The 15,824-nt window shown below is 73.0% G+C and carries 14 protein-coding genes; 3 read left to right on the forward strand and 11 right to left on the reverse strand.

Going from position 1 to position 15,824, the window contains the following annotated elements; translation table 11 throughout:
• Window positions 1-19: 19 nt before the first annotated feature.
• The 4 genes from citG to glnA form a co-directional block, all read right to left on the reverse strand.
• Window positions 20-949 (reverse strand): triphosphoribosyl-dephospho-CoA synthase CitG, encoded by a 930-nt coding sequence (gene citG / locus ACF3NS_RS10690; RefSeq protein ID WP_392465992.1) that lies wholly within the window; start codon window positions 947-949, stop codon window positions 20-22.
• Window positions 933-1,406 (reverse strand): citrate lyase holo-[acyl-carrier protein] synthase, encoded by a 474-nt coding sequence (locus ACF3NS_RS10695; RefSeq protein WP_392465994.1) that lies wholly within the window; start codon window positions 1,404-1,406, stop codon window positions 933-935. Before ACF3NS_RS10695 ends, citG begins: the two co-directional genes overlap by 17 nt.
• A 78-nt stretch (window positions 1,407-1,484) precedes the next feature.
• Window positions 1,485-2,189: a vancomycin high temperature exclusion protein gene (locus ACF3NS_RS10700; RefSeq protein WP_392465996.1), complete on the reverse strand. Its 705-nt coding sequence runs from the start codon at window positions 2,187-2,189 to the stop codon at window positions 1,485-1,487.
• A gap of 75 nt (window positions 2,190-2,264) precedes the next feature.
• Window positions 2,265-3,689, reverse strand: coding sequence for a type I glutamate--ammonia ligase (gene glnA / locus ACF3NS_RS10705; RefSeq protein ID WP_392465998.1), 1,425 nt, complete (start codon window positions 3,687-3,689; stop codon window positions 2,265-2,267).
• 145 nt (window positions 3,690-3,834) lie between these two features.
• Between glnA and ACF3NS_RS10710 the strand changes: the two genes are divergently transcribed.
• Window positions 3,835-4,299 carry an RDD family protein gene (locus ACF3NS_RS10710; protein ID WP_392465999.1) on the forward strand — a complete coding sequence of 155 codons (465 nt, stop codon included), beginning with the start codon at window positions 3,835-3,837 and terminating at the stop codon, window positions 4,297-4,299.
• Window positions 4,300-4,546: 247 nt separating this feature from the next.
• On the opposite strand, the gene ACF3NS_RS10715 is transcribed toward ACF3NS_RS10710, so the two are convergent.
• Window positions 4,547-5,350 (reverse strand): DUF4191 domain-containing protein, encoded by an 804-nt coding sequence (locus ACF3NS_RS10715; RefSeq protein ID WP_154594072.1) that lies wholly within the window; start codon window positions 5,348-5,350, stop codon window positions 4,547-4,549.
• Between the two features lie 42 nt (window positions 5,351-5,392).
• Window positions 5,393-6,403 (reverse strand): lipoyl synthase, encoded by a 1,011-nt coding sequence (gene lipA / locus ACF3NS_RS10720; RefSeq protein ID WP_392466001.1) that lies wholly within the window; start codon window positions 6,401-6,403, stop codon window positions 5,393-5,395.
• Between the two features lie 183 nt (window positions 6,404-6,586).
• On the opposite strand from lipA, the gene ACF3NS_RS10725 reads away from it, so the two are divergent.
• On the forward strand, window positions 6,587-7,129 hold the full coding sequence (locus ACF3NS_RS10725) for an ASCH domain-containing protein (protein ID WP_392466003.1): 543 nt from the start codon (window positions 6,587-6,589) through the stop codon (window positions 7,127-7,129).
• 49 nt (window positions 7,130-7,178) lie between these two features.
• On the opposite strand, the gene lipB is transcribed toward ACF3NS_RS10725, so the two are convergent.
• A complete protein-coding gene (gene lipB / locus ACF3NS_RS10730) occupies window positions 7,179-7,889 on the reverse strand; it encodes a lipoyl(octanoyl) transferase LipB (protein ID WP_392466005.1) in 711 nt (236 codons plus the stop codon).
• Between the two features lie 154 nt (window positions 7,890-8,043).
• Between lipB and ACF3NS_RS10735 the strand changes: the two genes are divergently transcribed.
• Complete coding sequence (locus tag ACF3NS_RS10735) at window positions 8,044-9,777, forward strand: serine/threonine-protein kinase (protein WP_392466007.1); 1,734 nt, start codon at window positions 8,044-8,046, stop codon at window positions 9,775-9,777.
• A gap of 299 nt (window positions 9,778-10,076) precedes the next feature.
• Here the strand turns inward: ACF3NS_RS10735 and ACF3NS_RS10740 are convergent, their stop codons facing one another.
• The 4 genes from ACF3NS_RS10740 to ACF3NS_RS10755 all read right to left on the reverse strand — a co-directional run bounded on the left by ACF3NS_RS10740 (window position 10,077) and on the right by ACF3NS_RS10755 (window position 15,724).
• Window positions 10,077-10,994, reverse strand: a complete 918-nt coding sequence (locus ACF3NS_RS10740; protein ID WP_392466008.1) for a TIGR01777 family oxidoreductase — start codon at window positions 10,992-10,994, stop codon at window positions 10,077-10,079.
• A gap of 81 nt (window positions 10,995-11,075) precedes the next feature.
• Complete coding sequence (gene sucB / locus ACF3NS_RS10745) at window positions 11,076-12,932, reverse strand: 2-oxoglutarate dehydrogenase, E2 component, dihydrolipoamide succinyltransferase (RefSeq protein ID WP_392466011.1); 1,857 nt, start codon at window positions 12,930-12,932, stop codon at window positions 11,076-11,078.
• A gap of 61 nt (window positions 12,933-12,993) precedes the next feature.
• Window positions 12,994-14,370, reverse strand: coding sequence for a dihydrolipoyl dehydrogenase (gene lpdA, locus ACF3NS_RS10750; protein WP_392466014.1), 1,377 nt, complete (start codon window positions 14,368-14,370; stop codon window positions 12,994-12,996).
• Window positions 14,371-14,539: 169 nt separating this feature from the next.
• Window positions 14,540-15,724, reverse strand: a complete 1,185-nt coding sequence (locus tag ACF3NS_RS10755; RefSeq protein WP_392466016.1) for a putative zinc-binding metallopeptidase — start codon at window positions 15,722-15,724, stop codon at window positions 14,540-14,542.
• Between the last annotated feature and the right edge of the window lie 100 nt (window positions 15,725-15,824).

The raw sequence follows: 15,824 nt of genomic DNA on the forward strand, positions 1-15,824 counted from the left end.
GGGTCCGGTCTGCGTCAGCCTAGTCGGCGCCGCTCGGCAGGTGCGCGAGCAAGTGGGTGACCGCGAGGAGGTCGGCGCACCCCCCTGGGCTGAGCCGTCGGCGGGTGAGGTCGACGTCGAGCCGGTGCAGCCGGGTCAGGGCGTCCGGGGCCCGGACGCCGCCCGCGTCCAGGAGGTCCCGCGCGCTGCGCTGCACGTGCCGCAGGCCGTCGAGGGAGCCGTCCTTGACGAGGGTGGTGTCGTCGGTCGTGGCCATCAGCACGAGCAACGCCTGCAGCATCGCGCGCCGGTCGTCCCCCGTCGCCTCCAGCACCGCCCGGTAGGCCGGGAGGGCGTGCCGCCGCACGGACGCATACCCGCCGGCGGCCTCGCCCCGCGCGCCGGCCATCCGGTGCTCGACGAAGGCCGCCTCGCCGTAGGTGCCCGGGCACTCCACGGCCGGGAGTTCGACCTCCACGAGGGGCCGTGCCATCCGTGCGGCCAGGTCCGTGAGGGAGCGCGCGGTGACGGGCAGCCCGCCGGCGGCCAGCCGCCCCGCGCAGCCGAGCAGCAGCCCGAAGGCGAAGACCGCCCCCTTGTGCGTGTTGACCCCGCGGGTGGCGGCGAACATCGCGTCCTCGCACCCCATCCCGGGCCTGCGCAGCCGCTGCAGGAACCGCGACGGTGCGTCGCGGTGCCCGGCGCGGCCCGTCTCGTGCAGCACCGGGAACCACGGCGCGATCGCGGTGATGCTCGCCCGGAAGGTCTCGGCGTCCATGTCGTCGTGCGCCCCGCACGACACCGGGTCGACGAGCCCGGGCTTGGGGCTCAGCTCGACCTCGGCGAGCAGGGCCTGCGTGGCGAGCCGGGACAGCCGGCCGGCCTGACCCCGGTCGTGCAGCGCGATCACGGTGGCCCGTGGCGGAGCGTCGCCGGTGGGGGTGGGCGTGGGTTCAGCGGTGGGCAGCACGGAGCACCTCCACGGCGCGCGCCAGGTCCGAGGCGTCGTGGGCCCGCGAGCGGGCGCAGGCGTGCGCCGGGCCGTCGCCCACCAGGCACCGTCGAGGGGGTGGCCCGAGCGACGTCCGCGACAGGGGGTGGTCGCCGTCGTGGACGTCGAGCACCCGCCACCGCTCCCCCTCGACCCCTGCCCGGACCGCGGCGACCGCCTCGTCCCTCGCCCGCACGAGGTCAGGGGAGGTCTTGACGGCGCCGGGCACCAGGAGCGTCACCCCGACGACCTCGCCACCCACCTCGATCGGTCGGGGCACACCGGTGATCGACACCGCCCGCTCGTAGAGCTCGGGGACCGTGGTCAGGGTCAGGCCTGCGGCGCGCAGGCGTTCCTCGACGTCGGGGCGGCCCGGGTTGGCCGTGATCCCGTGGTCGGTGACGAGCACGCAGATGATGTCGAGGTCGTCCTCCACACTCGGGACACTACGGCCCAGGGCTCGCGGCTCCTCCGGCGGGGTGGCCGTATGCCGACCGCCCGTCGCCCCCGTGGGTCACCGAGATCGGGCGTGGGCGAGCGCTCGCTGGACCGCCGGGTCGTGCTCCGGGTCGTCCTCGCGCCGAGGCCGGACGAGATCGATCAGGACCTTGCCACCGGCGACCCACTCGCGGGCCACGCCGTAGGCCCAGACGTTGCGGTCGGCGACCATCAGCGGCGTCCGGACCGACCAGTCGGCCACGCCCACGGCGTCCAGCCCGGCAGCCCGCGCGATCGCCAGGGCCCGCGGCAGGTGGTAGGCCTGGCTGACCAGCGCGATCCGGCGCAGCCCGTAGACGCGGCGGGCGCGCCGGCAGGTGGCGTAGGTGTCGACGCCCTCGCGGTCCTCCACGATCAGTGCCGGGTCGACGCCGTGGTCCTCGAGGTAGCGCCGCATGACCCCCGGCTCGTCGGCGCCGGGCAGGTCGGCGCCGGACACGACGACGACGTCGACGCGCCTCAGCCGCAGGAGCTCCAGCGCGCGGTCCAGCCGGGCAGCCAGGTAGCGGCTCGGCCGCCCGTCCGGCAGCACCCCCGCCCCCAGCACGACCGCCGCCTCGACGGTGGGCGAGCCGCCGGGGGAGTGGATCCGGTCGCGGGCGGACGTCAGGGCCCACGCCCGGGTGCCCGCGACGGCGGCCGCGGCGGCGACACCGCCGGCGAGGGCCGTGAGCGAACCCCAGCGCAGGACGGCGGCGGGGGAGGCGGGGGGCTTCGGCATACGGCTGATCCTGCCACCCGCCCACGCCGAAGGCGCCCCCTGCGGTCGGCAGGTGGGCGCCTTGGGCGTGACGGCTCAGATGGAGAAGTACATCTCGAACTCGTAGGGGTGGGGGCGCAGACGCAGCGGCGCGACCTCGTTCTCGGTCTTCCAGTCGATCCAGGTGCGGATCAGGTCCTCGGTGAAGACGTCGCCCTCGAGCAGGAACTCGTGGTCCTTCTCCAGCGCCGTGAGGACCTCCTCGAGGGTGCAGGGCACCTGCTCGATCCGCTCGTGCTCCTCCGGGGGCAGCTCGTAGAGGTCCTTGTCGATCGGCTCCGGCGGCTCGATGCGGTTCTTGATGCCGTCCAGTCCGGCCATCAGCTGCGCGGCGAAGGCCAGGTAGGGGTTGGCCGAGGGGTCCGGGATGCGGAACTCGATGCGCTTGGCCTTGGGGCTCGTGCCGGCGATGGGGATGCGGATGCAGGCCGAGCGGTTGCGGGCAGAGTAGACCAGGTTGACCGGGGCCTCGAAGCCGGGCACCAGGCGGTGGTAGGAGTTGGCGCTGGGGTTGGTGAACGCCAGCAGGGCCGGGGCGTGCTTGAGCAGACCACCGATGTACCACCGGGCGATGTCGGACAGGCCGCCGTAGCCCTGCTCGTCGTAGAACAGCGGCTTGCCGTCCTTCCACAGGGACTGGTGCGTGTGCATGCCGGAGCCGTTGTCGCCGAAGATCGGCTTGGGCATGAAGGTGGCGGTCTTGCCCTCCTCCCACACGGTGTTCTTGACGACGTACTTGAACTTCATGATGTCGTCGCCGGAGTGGAGCAGGGTGTTGAACTTGTAGTTGATCTCCTGCTGACCGGCGGTGCCCACCTCGTGGTGGCTGCGCTCGACCTCCAGCCCGACCCGGTCCAGGTTGAGGCAGATCCTGTCGCGGGTGTCGGCGAAGTGGTCCACCGGCGGCACCGGGAAGTAGCCGCCCTTGAACGCCGTCTTGTAGCCGCGGTTGCCGCCCTCCTCCTCGCGACCGGAGTTCCAGGCCGCCTCGACCGAGTCGATCGCGTAGAACGAGGTCTGGGCGTTGTTGGCGTAACGGATGTCGTCGAAGACGTAGAACTCCGCCTCGGCGCCGAAGTAGGCGGTGTCGGCGATGCCCGTGGACCTGAGGTAAGCCTCGGCCTTGATGGCGATGTTGCGGGGGTCGCGGCTGTACGGCTCGTCGGTGAACGGGTCGACGATCGAGAAGTTCATGATCAGCGTCTTCTCGGCGCGGAAGGGGTCGAGGTAGGCCGTCTTGACGTCCGGCAGAAGCTTCATGTCGGACTCGTGGATCGCCTGGAAGCCGCGGATCGAGGAGCCGTCGAAGGCCTGGCCCTCCGTGAAGAAGTCCTCGTCGAGCGACTTGGCCGGCACGTTGAAGTGCTGCATCACGCCCGGCAGGTCACAGAACCGGATGTCGACGAACTTGACGTCCTCGTCCTTGATGAAAGTCAGGACCTCTTCAGGGGTGCTGAACACATCGTCCTCCTGTGTGTCGTCGGCCCGACTGGCCGACCCGTTGCCCACCAACCTAGGGGCAGGCCGTTACCCGACCATGACTCCGATGTTTCCCGCGTGTTACACGCTGTCCAGCCGGACCCCTCCCGCCGGGTAGCCTGAGGAGGTGGTGGATCGCAGGGACGTCGGTGGGTGGCTCGAGGGGCCGGGTCGGCTGACCCAACAGGGTGCGTATGCCGGGGAGCGGCTGGGCCTGCCCGCGTCGGGTCCCGGCGCGATGGCCCCGCTCGGACGCCGCGTCCTGGCCCTGCTCGTCGACTGGCTGCTGTGCTGCGCCATCGCGATCGGGTTGTTGCGCATGCCGGTCGGCGCCACGGGCCTCGACTCGTTCATCCCGCTCGTGGTGTTCGCCGTCGAGAACGTCCTGCTCGTCGGCACGGCGGGGTGCACCATCGGGCACCGCCTGCTCGGCCTGCACGTCCGGCGCGTGGCGGGGGGACCGCTGGGAGTCGTGGGGGCCGCGCTGCGGACCCTCCTGCTCCTGCTGGTCATCCCGCCCGTGGTCTGGGACAGCGACGGCCGGGGCTTGCACGACAAGGCCGCCGGCAGCGTCATCGTCCGCACCCGCTGACACGCTCGGTCCCGCGTCCCCCGTCTCGGCTCGCGTCCCCCGTCTCGGGCTGCAGCACGAGACCGACGATGGCCGCCGAGACCCACGACGCCGGCCCGGGCGTGATCCTCGTCCCTCGGATCTAGCCCTGCCCTACGCGCTTCGTCAGCGACCTGCTTGACGCGGTCGCTTCCTCGCACTCCGCTACGGCCGAGGGCCCCAGGCTCGTTCCTCGCCCAGGGCCCTCGACCTCCATATACGCGCTTCGTCAGCGACCGCGCATGCCCTTGCGGTCCACCCGCGTCCGCGTCGGGTCCATCCCCGCCGGGATGCCCGCGCCGGCGCGCATGCCGTTCATGGCCTTGAGGCGCTTGTTGACCACGCCGACCTCCTCCTTGGTCAGCACCGGCTTGAGGCGCTGCACCTTGGAGGCGAGCTTGCGCACAGGCACCACCTCGACGTCCCCGCTCTGCCCCTCGGACTCGGCGTCGCCCACCCGCATGAGGTGGACGGGGGAGCCGGAGGCCAGACGCTCGACCTTGCGGCGCTCCTCGACGAGCAGCTTCTTGGCGCGAGCGGAGGGGCCCTCTGCGACAAGCACGACACCAGGGCGACCCACGGCGCGGTACAGGGTCGCGACGTTGGTGTAGTCCTGCCCCTTGGGTCGCCCGTCGGCGGCGATGGGCTGCTGCTCGATGAACCAGCCGCCCCGGCGGATGGAGGACAGTGCGGCCATGGTGGCGCCGGGCTTGCCCTCGATCATCGAGTAGGCACCGCGGTCGGTGCGTCGGCTCATCACGATCATCGCGGCGAGCGCGGCGAGCGGGATGCCGAGGATGAGGAAGTACCACGGGTGGCCGACGAGGAAGCCGATGGCGACCATCACCAGCAGCGTCAGGAGCGCGGCGCCGACCATCCACCGGGTGATCGTGGGGTCCACCTGCTTGGCGAAGCCGTAAGCCTGCTTCATCTGGGCGACGCGGCCCGGCTTGTTGGGGTCCTTGGGCGGCTTGGGCGCCTTGGCGCGCCCGAACCGCGACGCCTTCGTGCTGCCGGATGCTTCTCGTGCCATGGGGCGGATCTTACCGTTCTGTGGTGGTGGGGCCCGGGGGCGTCAGCGCTGGGCGAGCAGCGAGGACGCCTCCTGGCGGGTGGTCTGGTCGGCGGCGTCCGCGAGGTGCGACAGGTGCTCGGGCAGCGGGCGGCCGAACTCGCGCATCGCCTGGCTGTAGAGCTTGCCCGAGCGGTAGGACGAGCGGACCAGGGGCCCCGCCATGACCGCCTTCATCCCGCGGCCGAGCGCGAGGTCGCGCCAGTGCACGAACTCCTCGGGCTTGACCCACCGGTCGATGGGGTGGTGCAGCTTGGACGGCCGGAGGTACTGCGTGATCGTCAGGATGTGGCAGCCCTCGTCGACGAGGTCGCCGATGGCCTGCTCGATCTCGGCCTCCTCCTCGCCCATGCCGAGGATCAGGTTGGACTTGGTGATGAGCCCGGCGTCCTGCGCCATCGACAGGACGCGCAGCGACTTGTCGTAGGTGAAGGCAGGCCGGATCCGCTTGAAGATCCGGGGCACGGTCTCGAGGTTGTGCGCGAACACCTCGGGGCGGGCGTCGAAGACCTGCCCGACGAGCTCGGGCCTGGCACCGAAGTCCGGCGGCAGGATCTCGACCCCCGTGGTGGGGTTGAGCCGGTGGATCTCGCGGATCGTCTCGGCATACAGCCAGGCCGCCCCGTCGGGCTGGTCGTCCCGCGCGACGCCGGTCACGGTCGCGTAGCGCAGCTGCATCGTCGCGATGCTCTCCGCCACCTTGGTCGGCTCGCCGCGGTCCAGCGCGGTGGGGCGCCCGGTCGCGATGTCGCAGAAGTCGCAGCGGCGGGTGCAGACGTCACCGCCGATGAGGAAGGTCGCCTCGCGGTCCTCCCAGCACTCGAAGATGTTGGGGCAGGACGCCTCCTGGCACACCGTGTGCAGGCCCTGGCCCTTGACGCGCGACTGCATCTCGGAGTACTCCGGGCCCATCCTGGCCGTCGTCCGGATCCAGCTCGGCTTGCGCTCGATGGGGGTCTCCGCGTTGCGCGCCTCGACGCGCAGCATGCGACGACCCTCGGGTGCGACGGTCATGGTGCTCCTTGCGATCGTGTGCGTCAGGCCGTATGCCGACCCCTAGCAACCGGCCGAGTCCCGGGGGACGGGGGCGACCGTTCCCACAGGGTACGCCGCTGCACCGACACACCCCGAATGCGCCCGTGCGGGCTCGCCGGGGTCCCAGGAGCCCGGCATGGCCGCCAGGTCTACCGTGGTCTCATGCAGTCCCGGCCCTCCGACCCGCGCCCCGACCTCGTCGAGGCCTTCTGGACCGAGGCGTGGCTGCGCTCCGGCCTTGCCGGGGAGGAGGTCTATCAGGGCTTCTCCTCGTCCGCGGCCCTGCGGCCACCGGCCTGGTCCTTCGGTGACACGAGGGACATGGCCGACGAGCTGTGCGAGCTGGTGCTGGACGGCCGCAAGACGGCGACCTCGTCGCCGAGGTGGGCCTACCACGACGCGGACGGAGGCACCGACGGCACCGACGGCGCCGGTGAGCCCCTACCCACGGTCGGGTCGGTCACCATCCTCTGCGACGGGTCCGGCGCGCCGCGGGCGTTGCTGCGCACGACCCGCGTCCGGGTGGTGGCGTTCGACGAGGTGGCGGCCGACCACGCGCGCGCCGAGGGTGAGGGTGACCGGTCCTTGGAGGCCTGGCGCCGAGAGCACCAGGCGTTCTTGGAACGTATCGACGACGGCGAGCAGCCGTTCAGCCCCACCATGGAGGTCGTGCTGGAGGAGTTCGAGGTGCTCGCCCGCGCGTGACGGCGGTCCGGTCCGCAGGGGGCGGACGGCGTACGCCGTATGCCGGGGGTCAGTGCAGCAGATCGGGCAGGACCGTGGTCCCGGTCACGGTGCCGCGCAGCCGCGCGGCCTCGACCGCCTCGTCCGTGCTCATGTCGAAGACCCTCGCCAGGTGGTGCTCGGCGAGGGGGAGGATCTCCTGGACCGTGACGTCCCGGCCCAGCTCGTGCGACAGGGACGTCACGCCGGCGTCGGCGATCCCGCACGGCACGATGACCTTGGCCCAGGACAGGTCGCAGTTGCCGTTGAGCGCAAAGCCGTGCATGGTCACGTCGCGGCTGACCCGGATCCCGATCGCCCCGATCTTGCGATCGCCGCCGCGTGCGTCCGCCATCACCCACACGCCGCTGCGGCCGGCCACGCGGGCGGTCTCGACGCCGAGGTCGGCGCAGACGCCCATCATCATGTCCTCCAGCCGCCGCACGTGGGCCACGACGTCGCGGTTGCTCGGCAGGTGCACGATCGGGTAGCCGACGAGCTGACCCGGGCCGTGCCAGGTGATCTTGCCGCCGCGGTCCACGTCGACCACCGGGGTGCCGTCCCACGGCCGTTCGTGCGGCTCGGTGCGCTTGCCGGCGGTGTAGACGCGCTGATGCTCCAGCAGCAGCGTCGTGTCGGGGATCTCGTGGGCGACGACCTGCGCGTGGATCTCCCGTTGGTGGTCCCAGGCCTGCTGGTAGTCGACCAGGTCCGGCGCGAAGCCCAGGTGCTCGAAACGCATGCCACCACGATACGACCGGGGCAGGGATGCTCCGTCCACAGCCTTTGAACGTTCATGACCCCGCCTGTGGATGACGGAGCGACCCGGACCGCGACAGGCGGCATGGTGGTGGACGAGGGGGATCGGCCTCCTCCCGGCAGGCAGGAGGGCAGCCATGGCCAGGCCCGCGGTTCCCGGGTATGACGTCCAGGCCGTCCTTGGTGGCGGCGCCGCGAGCGTGGTGTGGCGCGCGGAGCGACTGTCCGACCGACGCGCCGTCGCGCTCAAGGTGTCGCGCGAGCCCCTACGGCTGGACGACCCCTGGCAGGCCAAGGGCTGGTCCACGGCACCGCGGGACGCCGAGAGCGTGCTGCGCGAGCTCGACTGGTTGCGGCAGGTCCACCACCCCGGCGTCGTGGAGCTGCTCGACGCCCTGGTCCTCGACGACCAGCGGGTCGTCGTCGTGCTGACTCTCGCGGAGGGCGGCTCGTTGTCCGACCTCGTCCGGTCGCGGGGTCACCTCACACCGTCGGAGGTGGTCTCGGTCCTGCTCGGGCTCGCCACCACGATCCGCGACCTGCACGGGGCCCGTCTGGTGCACGGGGACCTGTCGCCGGGCAACGTCCTGCTCGACGCGGCCGGGCGGCCCCTGGTGGGCGATCTGGGGACCCTCAGCGCCTTCGACGAGGCGGTCGAGGACCCCTGGGGGACGACGGGTTTCGTCGCTCCGGACGTCGTGGCGGGCGGCGAGCCGACAGCGGCGTCCGATGTCTACTCCCTCGGAGCGCTCGCGTGGTATGCGCTCGTCGGGGAGGCCCGCCCGGCGGCCACCGATCCGCGCGAGCTCGACGCCAGGGTCCCCGACACGCCCGCCGAGCTGCGGGACGTCATCCGGGCCTGCCTGGCGCCCCGCCCGGACGACCGCCCGGAGGTGGGCGACCTCGTCGACTCCCTGGCCGCGCTCGGCTCGGCCCCCGTGGAGGTCAGCCCGGCCGATCGCCCGGAGGACGTGACCCGGCGGGTGCGCGAGCAGGCCGCCGAGCAGGAGCGTGCGCTCACGCGCGCCCGGGTGCGGGCCCAGCACCTCGAGGAGGCGAGGCGCCGGGCCGCCCGTCCTCGGCTGCTGCTGTCCCGTCGCGCCCTGGCCCTGTCGATCGTCGTGGGGCTGGCCCTCGGCGTGCTGGGCGGCCGCTGGTGGCTGGACCGGCGTGATGCGCAGGCGGCTGCGGCGGCCGCCGCACGCCCCGCAGCGGTGACAAGCCGCCAAGGGGCGGCCGCGAGCGCCCCGGCGGCGACCAGCGCTGGGACCCGGTCGGGCTCGGCGCCCGCGCCGAGCGCACCGACGTCCACGGTTCAGGGTCCGCCTCAGGGACAGGGACAGGGACAGGGACAGGGACAGGGGCAGGGACAGGGACAAGGACCGGGTCAGGGGCAGGGGCAGGGGCAGGACCCGGTCAGGCCATCGAGTCGGTCGGACGGGGTGCAGACGGATGCTCGCGCCGTGCTGCAAGACCTGTTCGACGCCCGCGCGGCCGCCCTCATGGCCAAGGACGCGGCAGCACTCGGGACCGCCGACGCCGACGGCTCGTGGGCCCGCACGCACGACGACGAGACGATCGGTGAGCTACGACGCCGGGGCCAGAGCCAGCGGGGGCTGCGGTTCGTCGTGCAGCAGGCGCAGGCCGTCTCCAGCGCTGCTGGGTCCGCCACGGTGCGGGCGTCGGTCCGGCTGGGCGACTACACCTGGACGGAGGCCGGTGCCCCACCTCGGACCGCGGCCGGGCACGGGGGGCGCAGCGCCGACTACCACCTGCGGTGGACGGCGCACGGCTGGCGGCTCGACCGTGTCGACGAGCCGGGAGCAGGCGGCCAGAGCGTGGCGTCCGCGTCGCCCCGCACCGGGCCGTGACCCTGCGAGCTCACGCGTGACAACCGTGCCGGGCCTGCGGTGGGGGAGATGCGCCACAACGAGCCTGGGGGAGCCATGAGAGTGGCACGCGCCGCGTCCTTCGTCGCCGTCAGAGCCCTGGTCTGGGCGCTGTGGTCGTCCCGGGGGTTCGACGGCCGACATCCGGCCTGTCTCAACCTCGTGGGGCCGTTGCTCATGGCCCGCGGCACCGGCGCCGGGCTGTCGCTGGTGGCGGCGATCGCCGCCGTGGCGGGACGCCGCAGCAGGCCCGGGACCGTGGCCCCGCTGACGCGTCCTCGTCAGGGGCGCACCGTCAGGTCGTGCCAGGGGCTCGCCACCTGCCGCACGGCGTCCTCGAGCCGCGCGTGGCGCCATACGAAGCCGGTCTGCTCGAGCACGGCCGGGCGCACCAGCTGGCTGCCGAGGACGTCGTCCGCCAGCTCGCCGAGGGCGAGCCGGAGTGCCGCGGCGGGGGTGGGGACCACAGCCGGACGGTGCAGCGCACGTCCGAGGGCGCGGGCGACCTCGACCTGCCGAGCGCTGCCGGGCGAGACGAGGTTGACGGGGCCGTGGACATCCTCGTCGACGAGGTGCAGGAGGGCTCGCACCTCGTCCTCCATCGAGATCCACGGCCACCACTGACGCCCGCTCCCGATGGGGCCACCCAGGCCCAGGCGAGCCAGCGGGAGGAGCGGGCCGAGCGCGCCGCCGTCCGAGGTCAGCACCAGCCCCGTGCGGGCGAGGGCGACGCGCCGACCCCCGTCCTGCGCGGCGCAGGCCTCGAGCTCCCAGGCCTTGACCACGTCGGCGAGAAAGGTGTGCCCGGGGTCGCTGGCCTCGGTCAGCTCCTCCTCGCCCCGGTCGCTGCCATAGACGCCGACGGCCGACGCATTGATGAGGGGCACCCGCTCGCCGAGCCGGTCGAGGTGCTGGACCAGCGTTCGGGTGGTGTGGACGCGGCTCTCGAGGAGCTCGTGCTTGTATCGCGGCGTCCACCGACGTCCCACCGGCGCCCCGGACAGGTTGACGACCGCGTCGACGGGCTCGACCTGCCCCACGTCCACGTGTCCGGCGGTCGGGTCCCACCGGATCTCGTCGGCGCCCGAGGGCGGGCGACGCACCAGCCGGACCACCTGGTCGCCACGGGCGGCCAGCGCGCTGCGCAGCGCGGTGCCGATCAGGCCACTGGCGCCGCTGACCAGGATTCGTCGTGCCACGGGTGCCTCCCAGGTGCGTCGTGCGGAGATGGCCGCGGGCCGTGACCACCGGTGGTGACCACGGCCCGCAGACCGGATGGCTCAGAGCCCGAGCGAGGACTCGAACCTGCCCTCCTCCAGGCGCGCCTTGAGCGCCGAGAGGAACTTGCCGGCCAGCGCACCGTCGACCGCGCGGTGGTCGTAGGTGAGCACGAGGTACATCATCGACCGCACGGCGATCGCGTCGTTGCCCTCGGCGTCGGTGACGACGGCAGGCCGCTTGACGATCGCGCCCGTGCCGAGGATGCCGACGTTGGGCTGGTTGATGATCGGCGTGTCCAGCAGCGATCCGTTGCTGCCGATGTTGGTGATCGTGAAGGTCGCGCCACCCAGCTCGTCCGGCCCGACCTTGTTGGTGCGGGTGCGGTCGGCGAGGTCAGCGATCTTGCGGGACAGGCCGGCGATGTTGAGGTCGCCGGCGTCCTTGATGACCGGGACGAGCAGGCCGCGCTCGGTGTCGACCGCGATGCCCATGTGCTCGGCGCCGTGGTAGACGAGGCTGTCGCCGTCGATGCTGGAGTTGAGCTGCGGGAACGCCTTGAGGGCCTCGACCGCGGCAAGAGTGATGAACGGCAGGTAGGTGAGCTTGACGCCCTCCCGCTGCTGGAACTCGCCCTTGGCACGGGCCCGCAGCGCCACGACGCGGGTCATGTCGACCTCGACCGCCGCGGTCAGCTGCGCCGAGACGGACAGCGACTCCACCATGCGCTGCGCGATGACCTTGCGCAGGCGCGGCATCTTTTCGGTGGTGCCCCGCTTGGCCGCCGACGCAGGGTCGGCCGTCGGCACCGCCGTGGGCGCGCCACCGCCGGCGGGAGCCGCCGCGGCTGCAGGAGCCGCGGGCGCTGCAGCGGGGGCCGCCTCCGGCTCGGAGGCCTTCTTGGCGGCGTCGAGGACGTCCTGCTTGCGGATCCGGCCACCGACGCCGGTGCCCTTGAGGCTGGACAGGTCGACCCCGTTGTCGGCGGCCAGCTTGCGGACCAGGGGAGTGACGTATGCCGACGCATCGGCATCTCCCGTGGACTCGGCACGAGGCGCTGCGGCCTTCGGCTCGGGCGCCTGCTGCGGGGCCGCCTCCTGCTTGGGCTCCTCCTTGGGAGCCTCCTGCTTGGGCTCCTCCTTGGGAGCCTCCTGCTTGGGTGCCTGCTCCTTCGGCTCCTCGGACGCGGGCTCCTCCTGATTGGCGTCGTCACCGCCCCCGGAAGCCTCGCCACCGATGACCGCCAGCTCGGCGCCGACCTCGGCGGTCTCGTCCTCCTGGACGAGGATCTTGGTGAGCGTGCCGGCGAACGGGGAAGGGATCTCGGTGTCGACCTTGTCCGTGGAGACCTCGAGGAGCGGCTCGTCCACCTCGACGTCGTCGCCCTCGGCCTTGAGCCACCGGGTGATGGTGCCCTCGGTGACGGACTCGCCGAGCGCGGGCATCGTGACCTTGTCACCGCCGGAGACCGAGCCGCCGGAGGCCCCTGCGGAGCCGCCCTGGCCGGAGCCCGAGGTATCGGCGTCGCTCTCGTCCGCCGGCTCCTCCTGCTCGGTGGAGGGAGCCGCCTGGGCGGTCTCCTCGACCGTCTCCGCGGTCTCGGGCTGGGAGGAGTCGGACTGCTTGGCCTGCTCCGCGGCGGAGGTGTCCTCGTCGCCGGAGTCGTCCTTGGCGGGGGCGTCGCCGTCGCCGATCACCGCGAGGTCGGCGCCGACCTCGACCGTCTCGTCCTCCTCCACCAGGATCTCCTGGAGGGTGCCCGCGGCGGGGGAGGGGATCTCGGTGTCGACCTTGTCGGTCGAGACCTCGAGCAGGGGCTCGTCAACCTCGACCGAGTCACCCACGGACTTGAGCCAGCGGGTCACGGTGCCCTCGGTCACCGACTCGCCAAGGGCGGGCATCGTCACGCGTTCAGACATGTGTGAGTTTCTCCTTCGGTGAGCCGTTGACGTTCGATAGCCACCCTACTGCGACAGGGCGCTAGGAGTGCGCGTGGAGCGGCTTGCCGGCGAGAGCCAGGTGGGCCTCGCCGAGCGCCTCGTTCTGGGTGGGGTGCGCGTGGACGAGGGAGGCCACGTCCTCGGGCAGCGCCTCCCAGCCGTAGATCAGCTGGGCCTCGCCGACCTGCTCGCCCATGCGGGCTCCGATCATGTGCAGCCCCACGACCGGACCGTCCTTGCGTCGCACGAGCTTGACGAAGCCTTGCGTCCCGAGGATCTGGGACTTGCCGTTGCCGCCGAGGTTGTACTCGGAGCTCTCGACCTCGCCGAAGGCCTCCTCAGCCTGCTCCTCGGTGTAGCCGACGGACGCGATCTCGGGGTCGCAGTAGGTGACGCGCGGGATGCCGCGCTCGTCGATGCGGGCGGGCTCCAGCCCGGCGATCGCCTCGGCGACGTAGATGCCCTGGGCGAACCCGCGGTGCGCCAGCTGCAGGCCCGGCACGATGTCGCCGACCGCCCAGACCCCCGGGACGGACGTGCGGCAGTCCTCGGCCAGCACGTAGCCGCGGTCCGTGGCCACACCGATCTCCTCGTAGCCGAGCCCCTCGGTGACCGGGCCGCGGCCGACGGCCACCAGCAGCAGCTCGGCCTGCAGCTGCTCCCCGCCCTCGAGGGTGACGGTGACCTGGGCGTCCTCCTGCGCGGCGGAATCGAAGCGGGCGCCCGTGCGGACGGCGATCTTGCGCTTGCGGAAGGACCGCTCCAGCTGCTTGGAGATGGCGGGGTCCTCGGCGGCGACGAGACGGGGCAGCGCCTCGACGATCGTCACCTCGGAGCCGAAGCTGCGCAGCGCGGAGGCGAGCTCGACCCCGATGACGCCGCCGCCGAGCACGATGGTGCGCGCCGGCACCTCCTCCAGCCGCAGCGCCTGCTCGCTGGTCATGATCCGGCCACCGATGTCGAGCCCGGGCAGCGACTTGGCGTAGGACCCGGTGGCGAGCACGAGGTTGCGGCCGGTGAGGCGACGTCCGTCCACCTCGACAGTGTCCGGAGCGACGACCCGCCCGGTCCCCTCGACATAGGTGAGCCCGGCCGCCTTGACGAGGCCCTGGAGCCCCTTGTACAGGCGGTTGACCACGCCGTCCTTGTAGGCGTGGACGGCGGGCAGGTCGATCGACTCGAACGTGGCCCGGACCCCGAACTGGGCGCTCTCGCGCGCGGTGTCGGCAACCTCGGCGGCGTGCAGCAGCGCCTTGGTGGGGATGCAGCCGAGGTGCAGACAGGTGCCGCCCAGCTTGGACCTCTCGACCAGGGCCACCGACAGGCCCAGCTCCGCGGCGCGCAGCGCGCAGGCGTAGCCGCCGCTGCCCCCTCCGAGGATGACGATGTCGTAGGTGTCCTGCTGCTGGTCAGCCATGGTGCGCTCCCTTGCGTCTCGGCCGTCGGTGCTCGCGATGGCACCGGGGCGCTCGTGACGCCGCCGAAGCCGCGGTCATCCTCTCACCCGCGCGGCACGCCGGCGCAAGCCCGCCCAGGCTCAGCCGCGCCGTCGGGGCACGCCCCGCCGCACCGCCGGCCGCCCACGCTCAGCCGCGGGTCACGAGCCCTCGCCACGGGCCGCAGACGCCGGGGTCCAACCGCCCCGCCCGTGCCTCGGCCTCGAGGAAGGCGCGCTTGGCCATCCCCGCCGTGGACGCGCCCTCGACGGGCGCGGTGCGCGAGGTGCCGTAGAGGCACCAGTACGCGTAGCTCTCGGCGAAGTCCTCGGTGGGGTGGCTTGCCGCGTAGGTCGACACGAACGCCTCGGGGGCGGTGGCGTGGAAGGACCGGAGCTCCTCGGGGGAGGGCCGGCGGTCGGCATACAGGCCTGAGATCCGGCTGCGCTGGGCCGGCGTGTAGGTGCCGGCGTAGAACGCCACGAGGGGGCTCGACGGGTCGGCGCAGGTGCCGGCGTCGTCGATCACCCATGGGCAGCGGGGGTCGCGGGACGGGTGAGTCCGGTCCGGGTAGAGGCTGACGACGTGCCCGACCTCGTGGGCCATGGTGAGCAGCTGCTCGCTCGGCGCGAGGACGGTCGCGAGCGCGAGGCGGTAGCGCCGCGGGTCGGCCGGGTTGGGCTCGAAGAAGCCGGTACGAACCCCACCCTGGCGGGAGGGGTCCTGGAGCACCTCGGGCGGGTAGTCGTACAGGACGACCTGGTCGAGGGCGGCGAGGTGGGCCGCGGGTATGCCGGAGCGCAGGACCTCCCACCGCCACCGGTCGCACCCGTCTGCCGGACCGGCGCCGTCGAGCGCCTGCAACCGCCCCGCTCGCACGGCGTAGACGCGGCGCAGGCGGGCGCCCTGGCCGAGGCTCGCGGGGTCGTCGGTGTATCCCGTCCCGCTCGGCAGGCGCGCGGCGCGTCGTGCTCCTGAGGCGCCCTCGCCCCCGTCCTCGCACGAGGCCGGCAGGGGCCAGGTGAGGTGGCGGACGGCCTGGCCGTCCGCGGCGGTGACCGCGCTCCCCGACCTCGTCGGGCCGACCGGGCCGGGCGCCACGACGGGCCCCACGACGGGCGCCACGACGGGCGCGACGGCGGGCACGTCCCGAGGGATATCCGTGCGGCTCCGCCGGGAGGCCACCGGGCCCGGCCGGTCGTCGGCGTGCTGCGTGAGCGCCGCGAGCGTCGGCAGCACCAGGGTCGCCAGCGCGAGGAGGGCCGTTGCCGCGCCCAGGGTGACGTCACGACGGGCCCGAGGGGCGCGTCGTGGCTGGTGGGAGCGGTGGGGCACAACGGCATCTCACCCCAGCGCAGCCCTCCGTGGCGGGGCCTCGACGGAGCTCGGCACCCGTCCTGCCGATCACTATCGCGCACAGGGACGGCGCCTGTCA

The organism is Arsenicicoccus cauae (assembly GCF_043162025.1).
Classification (GTDB): Bacteria; Actinomycetota; Actinomycetes; order Actinomycetales; family Dermatophilaceae; genus Arsenicicoccus; species Arsenicicoccus cauae.

Bases quoted from the DNA above. Each gene is read 5' to 3' on its own strand.
- ACF3NS_RS10735 (WP_392466007.1), top strand. From the start codon at position 8,044: ATGGCCAGGCCCGCGGTTCCCGGGTATGACGTCCAGGCCGTCCTTGGT.
- lipB (WP_392466005.1), bottom strand. From the start codon at position 7,889: ATGCGTTTCGAGCACCTGGGCTTCGCGCCGGACCTGGTCGACTACCAG.
- sucB (WP_392466011.1), bottom strand. From the start codon at position 12,932: ATGTCTGAACGCGTGACGATGCCCGCCCTTGGCGAGTCGGTGACCGAG.
- ACF3NS_RS10715 (WP_154594072.1), bottom strand. From the start codon at position 5,350: ATGGCACGAGAAGCATCCGGCAGCACGAAGGCGTCGCGGTTCGGGCGC.
- ACF3NS_RS10725 (WP_392466003.1), top strand. From the start codon at position 6,587: ATGCAGTCCCGGCCCTCCGACCCGCGCCCCGACCTCGTCGAGGCCTTC.
- lipA (WP_392466001.1), bottom strand. From the start codon at position 6,403: ATGACCGTCGCACCCGAGGGTCGTCGCATGCTGCGCGTCGAGGCGCGC.
- ACF3NS_RS10700 (WP_392465996.1), bottom strand. From the start codon at position 2,189: ATGCCGAAGCCCCCCGCCTCCCCCGCCGCCGTCCTGCGCTGGGGTTCG.
- lpdA (WP_392466014.1), bottom strand. From the start codon at position 14,370: ATGGCTGACCAGCAGCAGGACACCTACGACATCGTCATCCTCGGAGGG.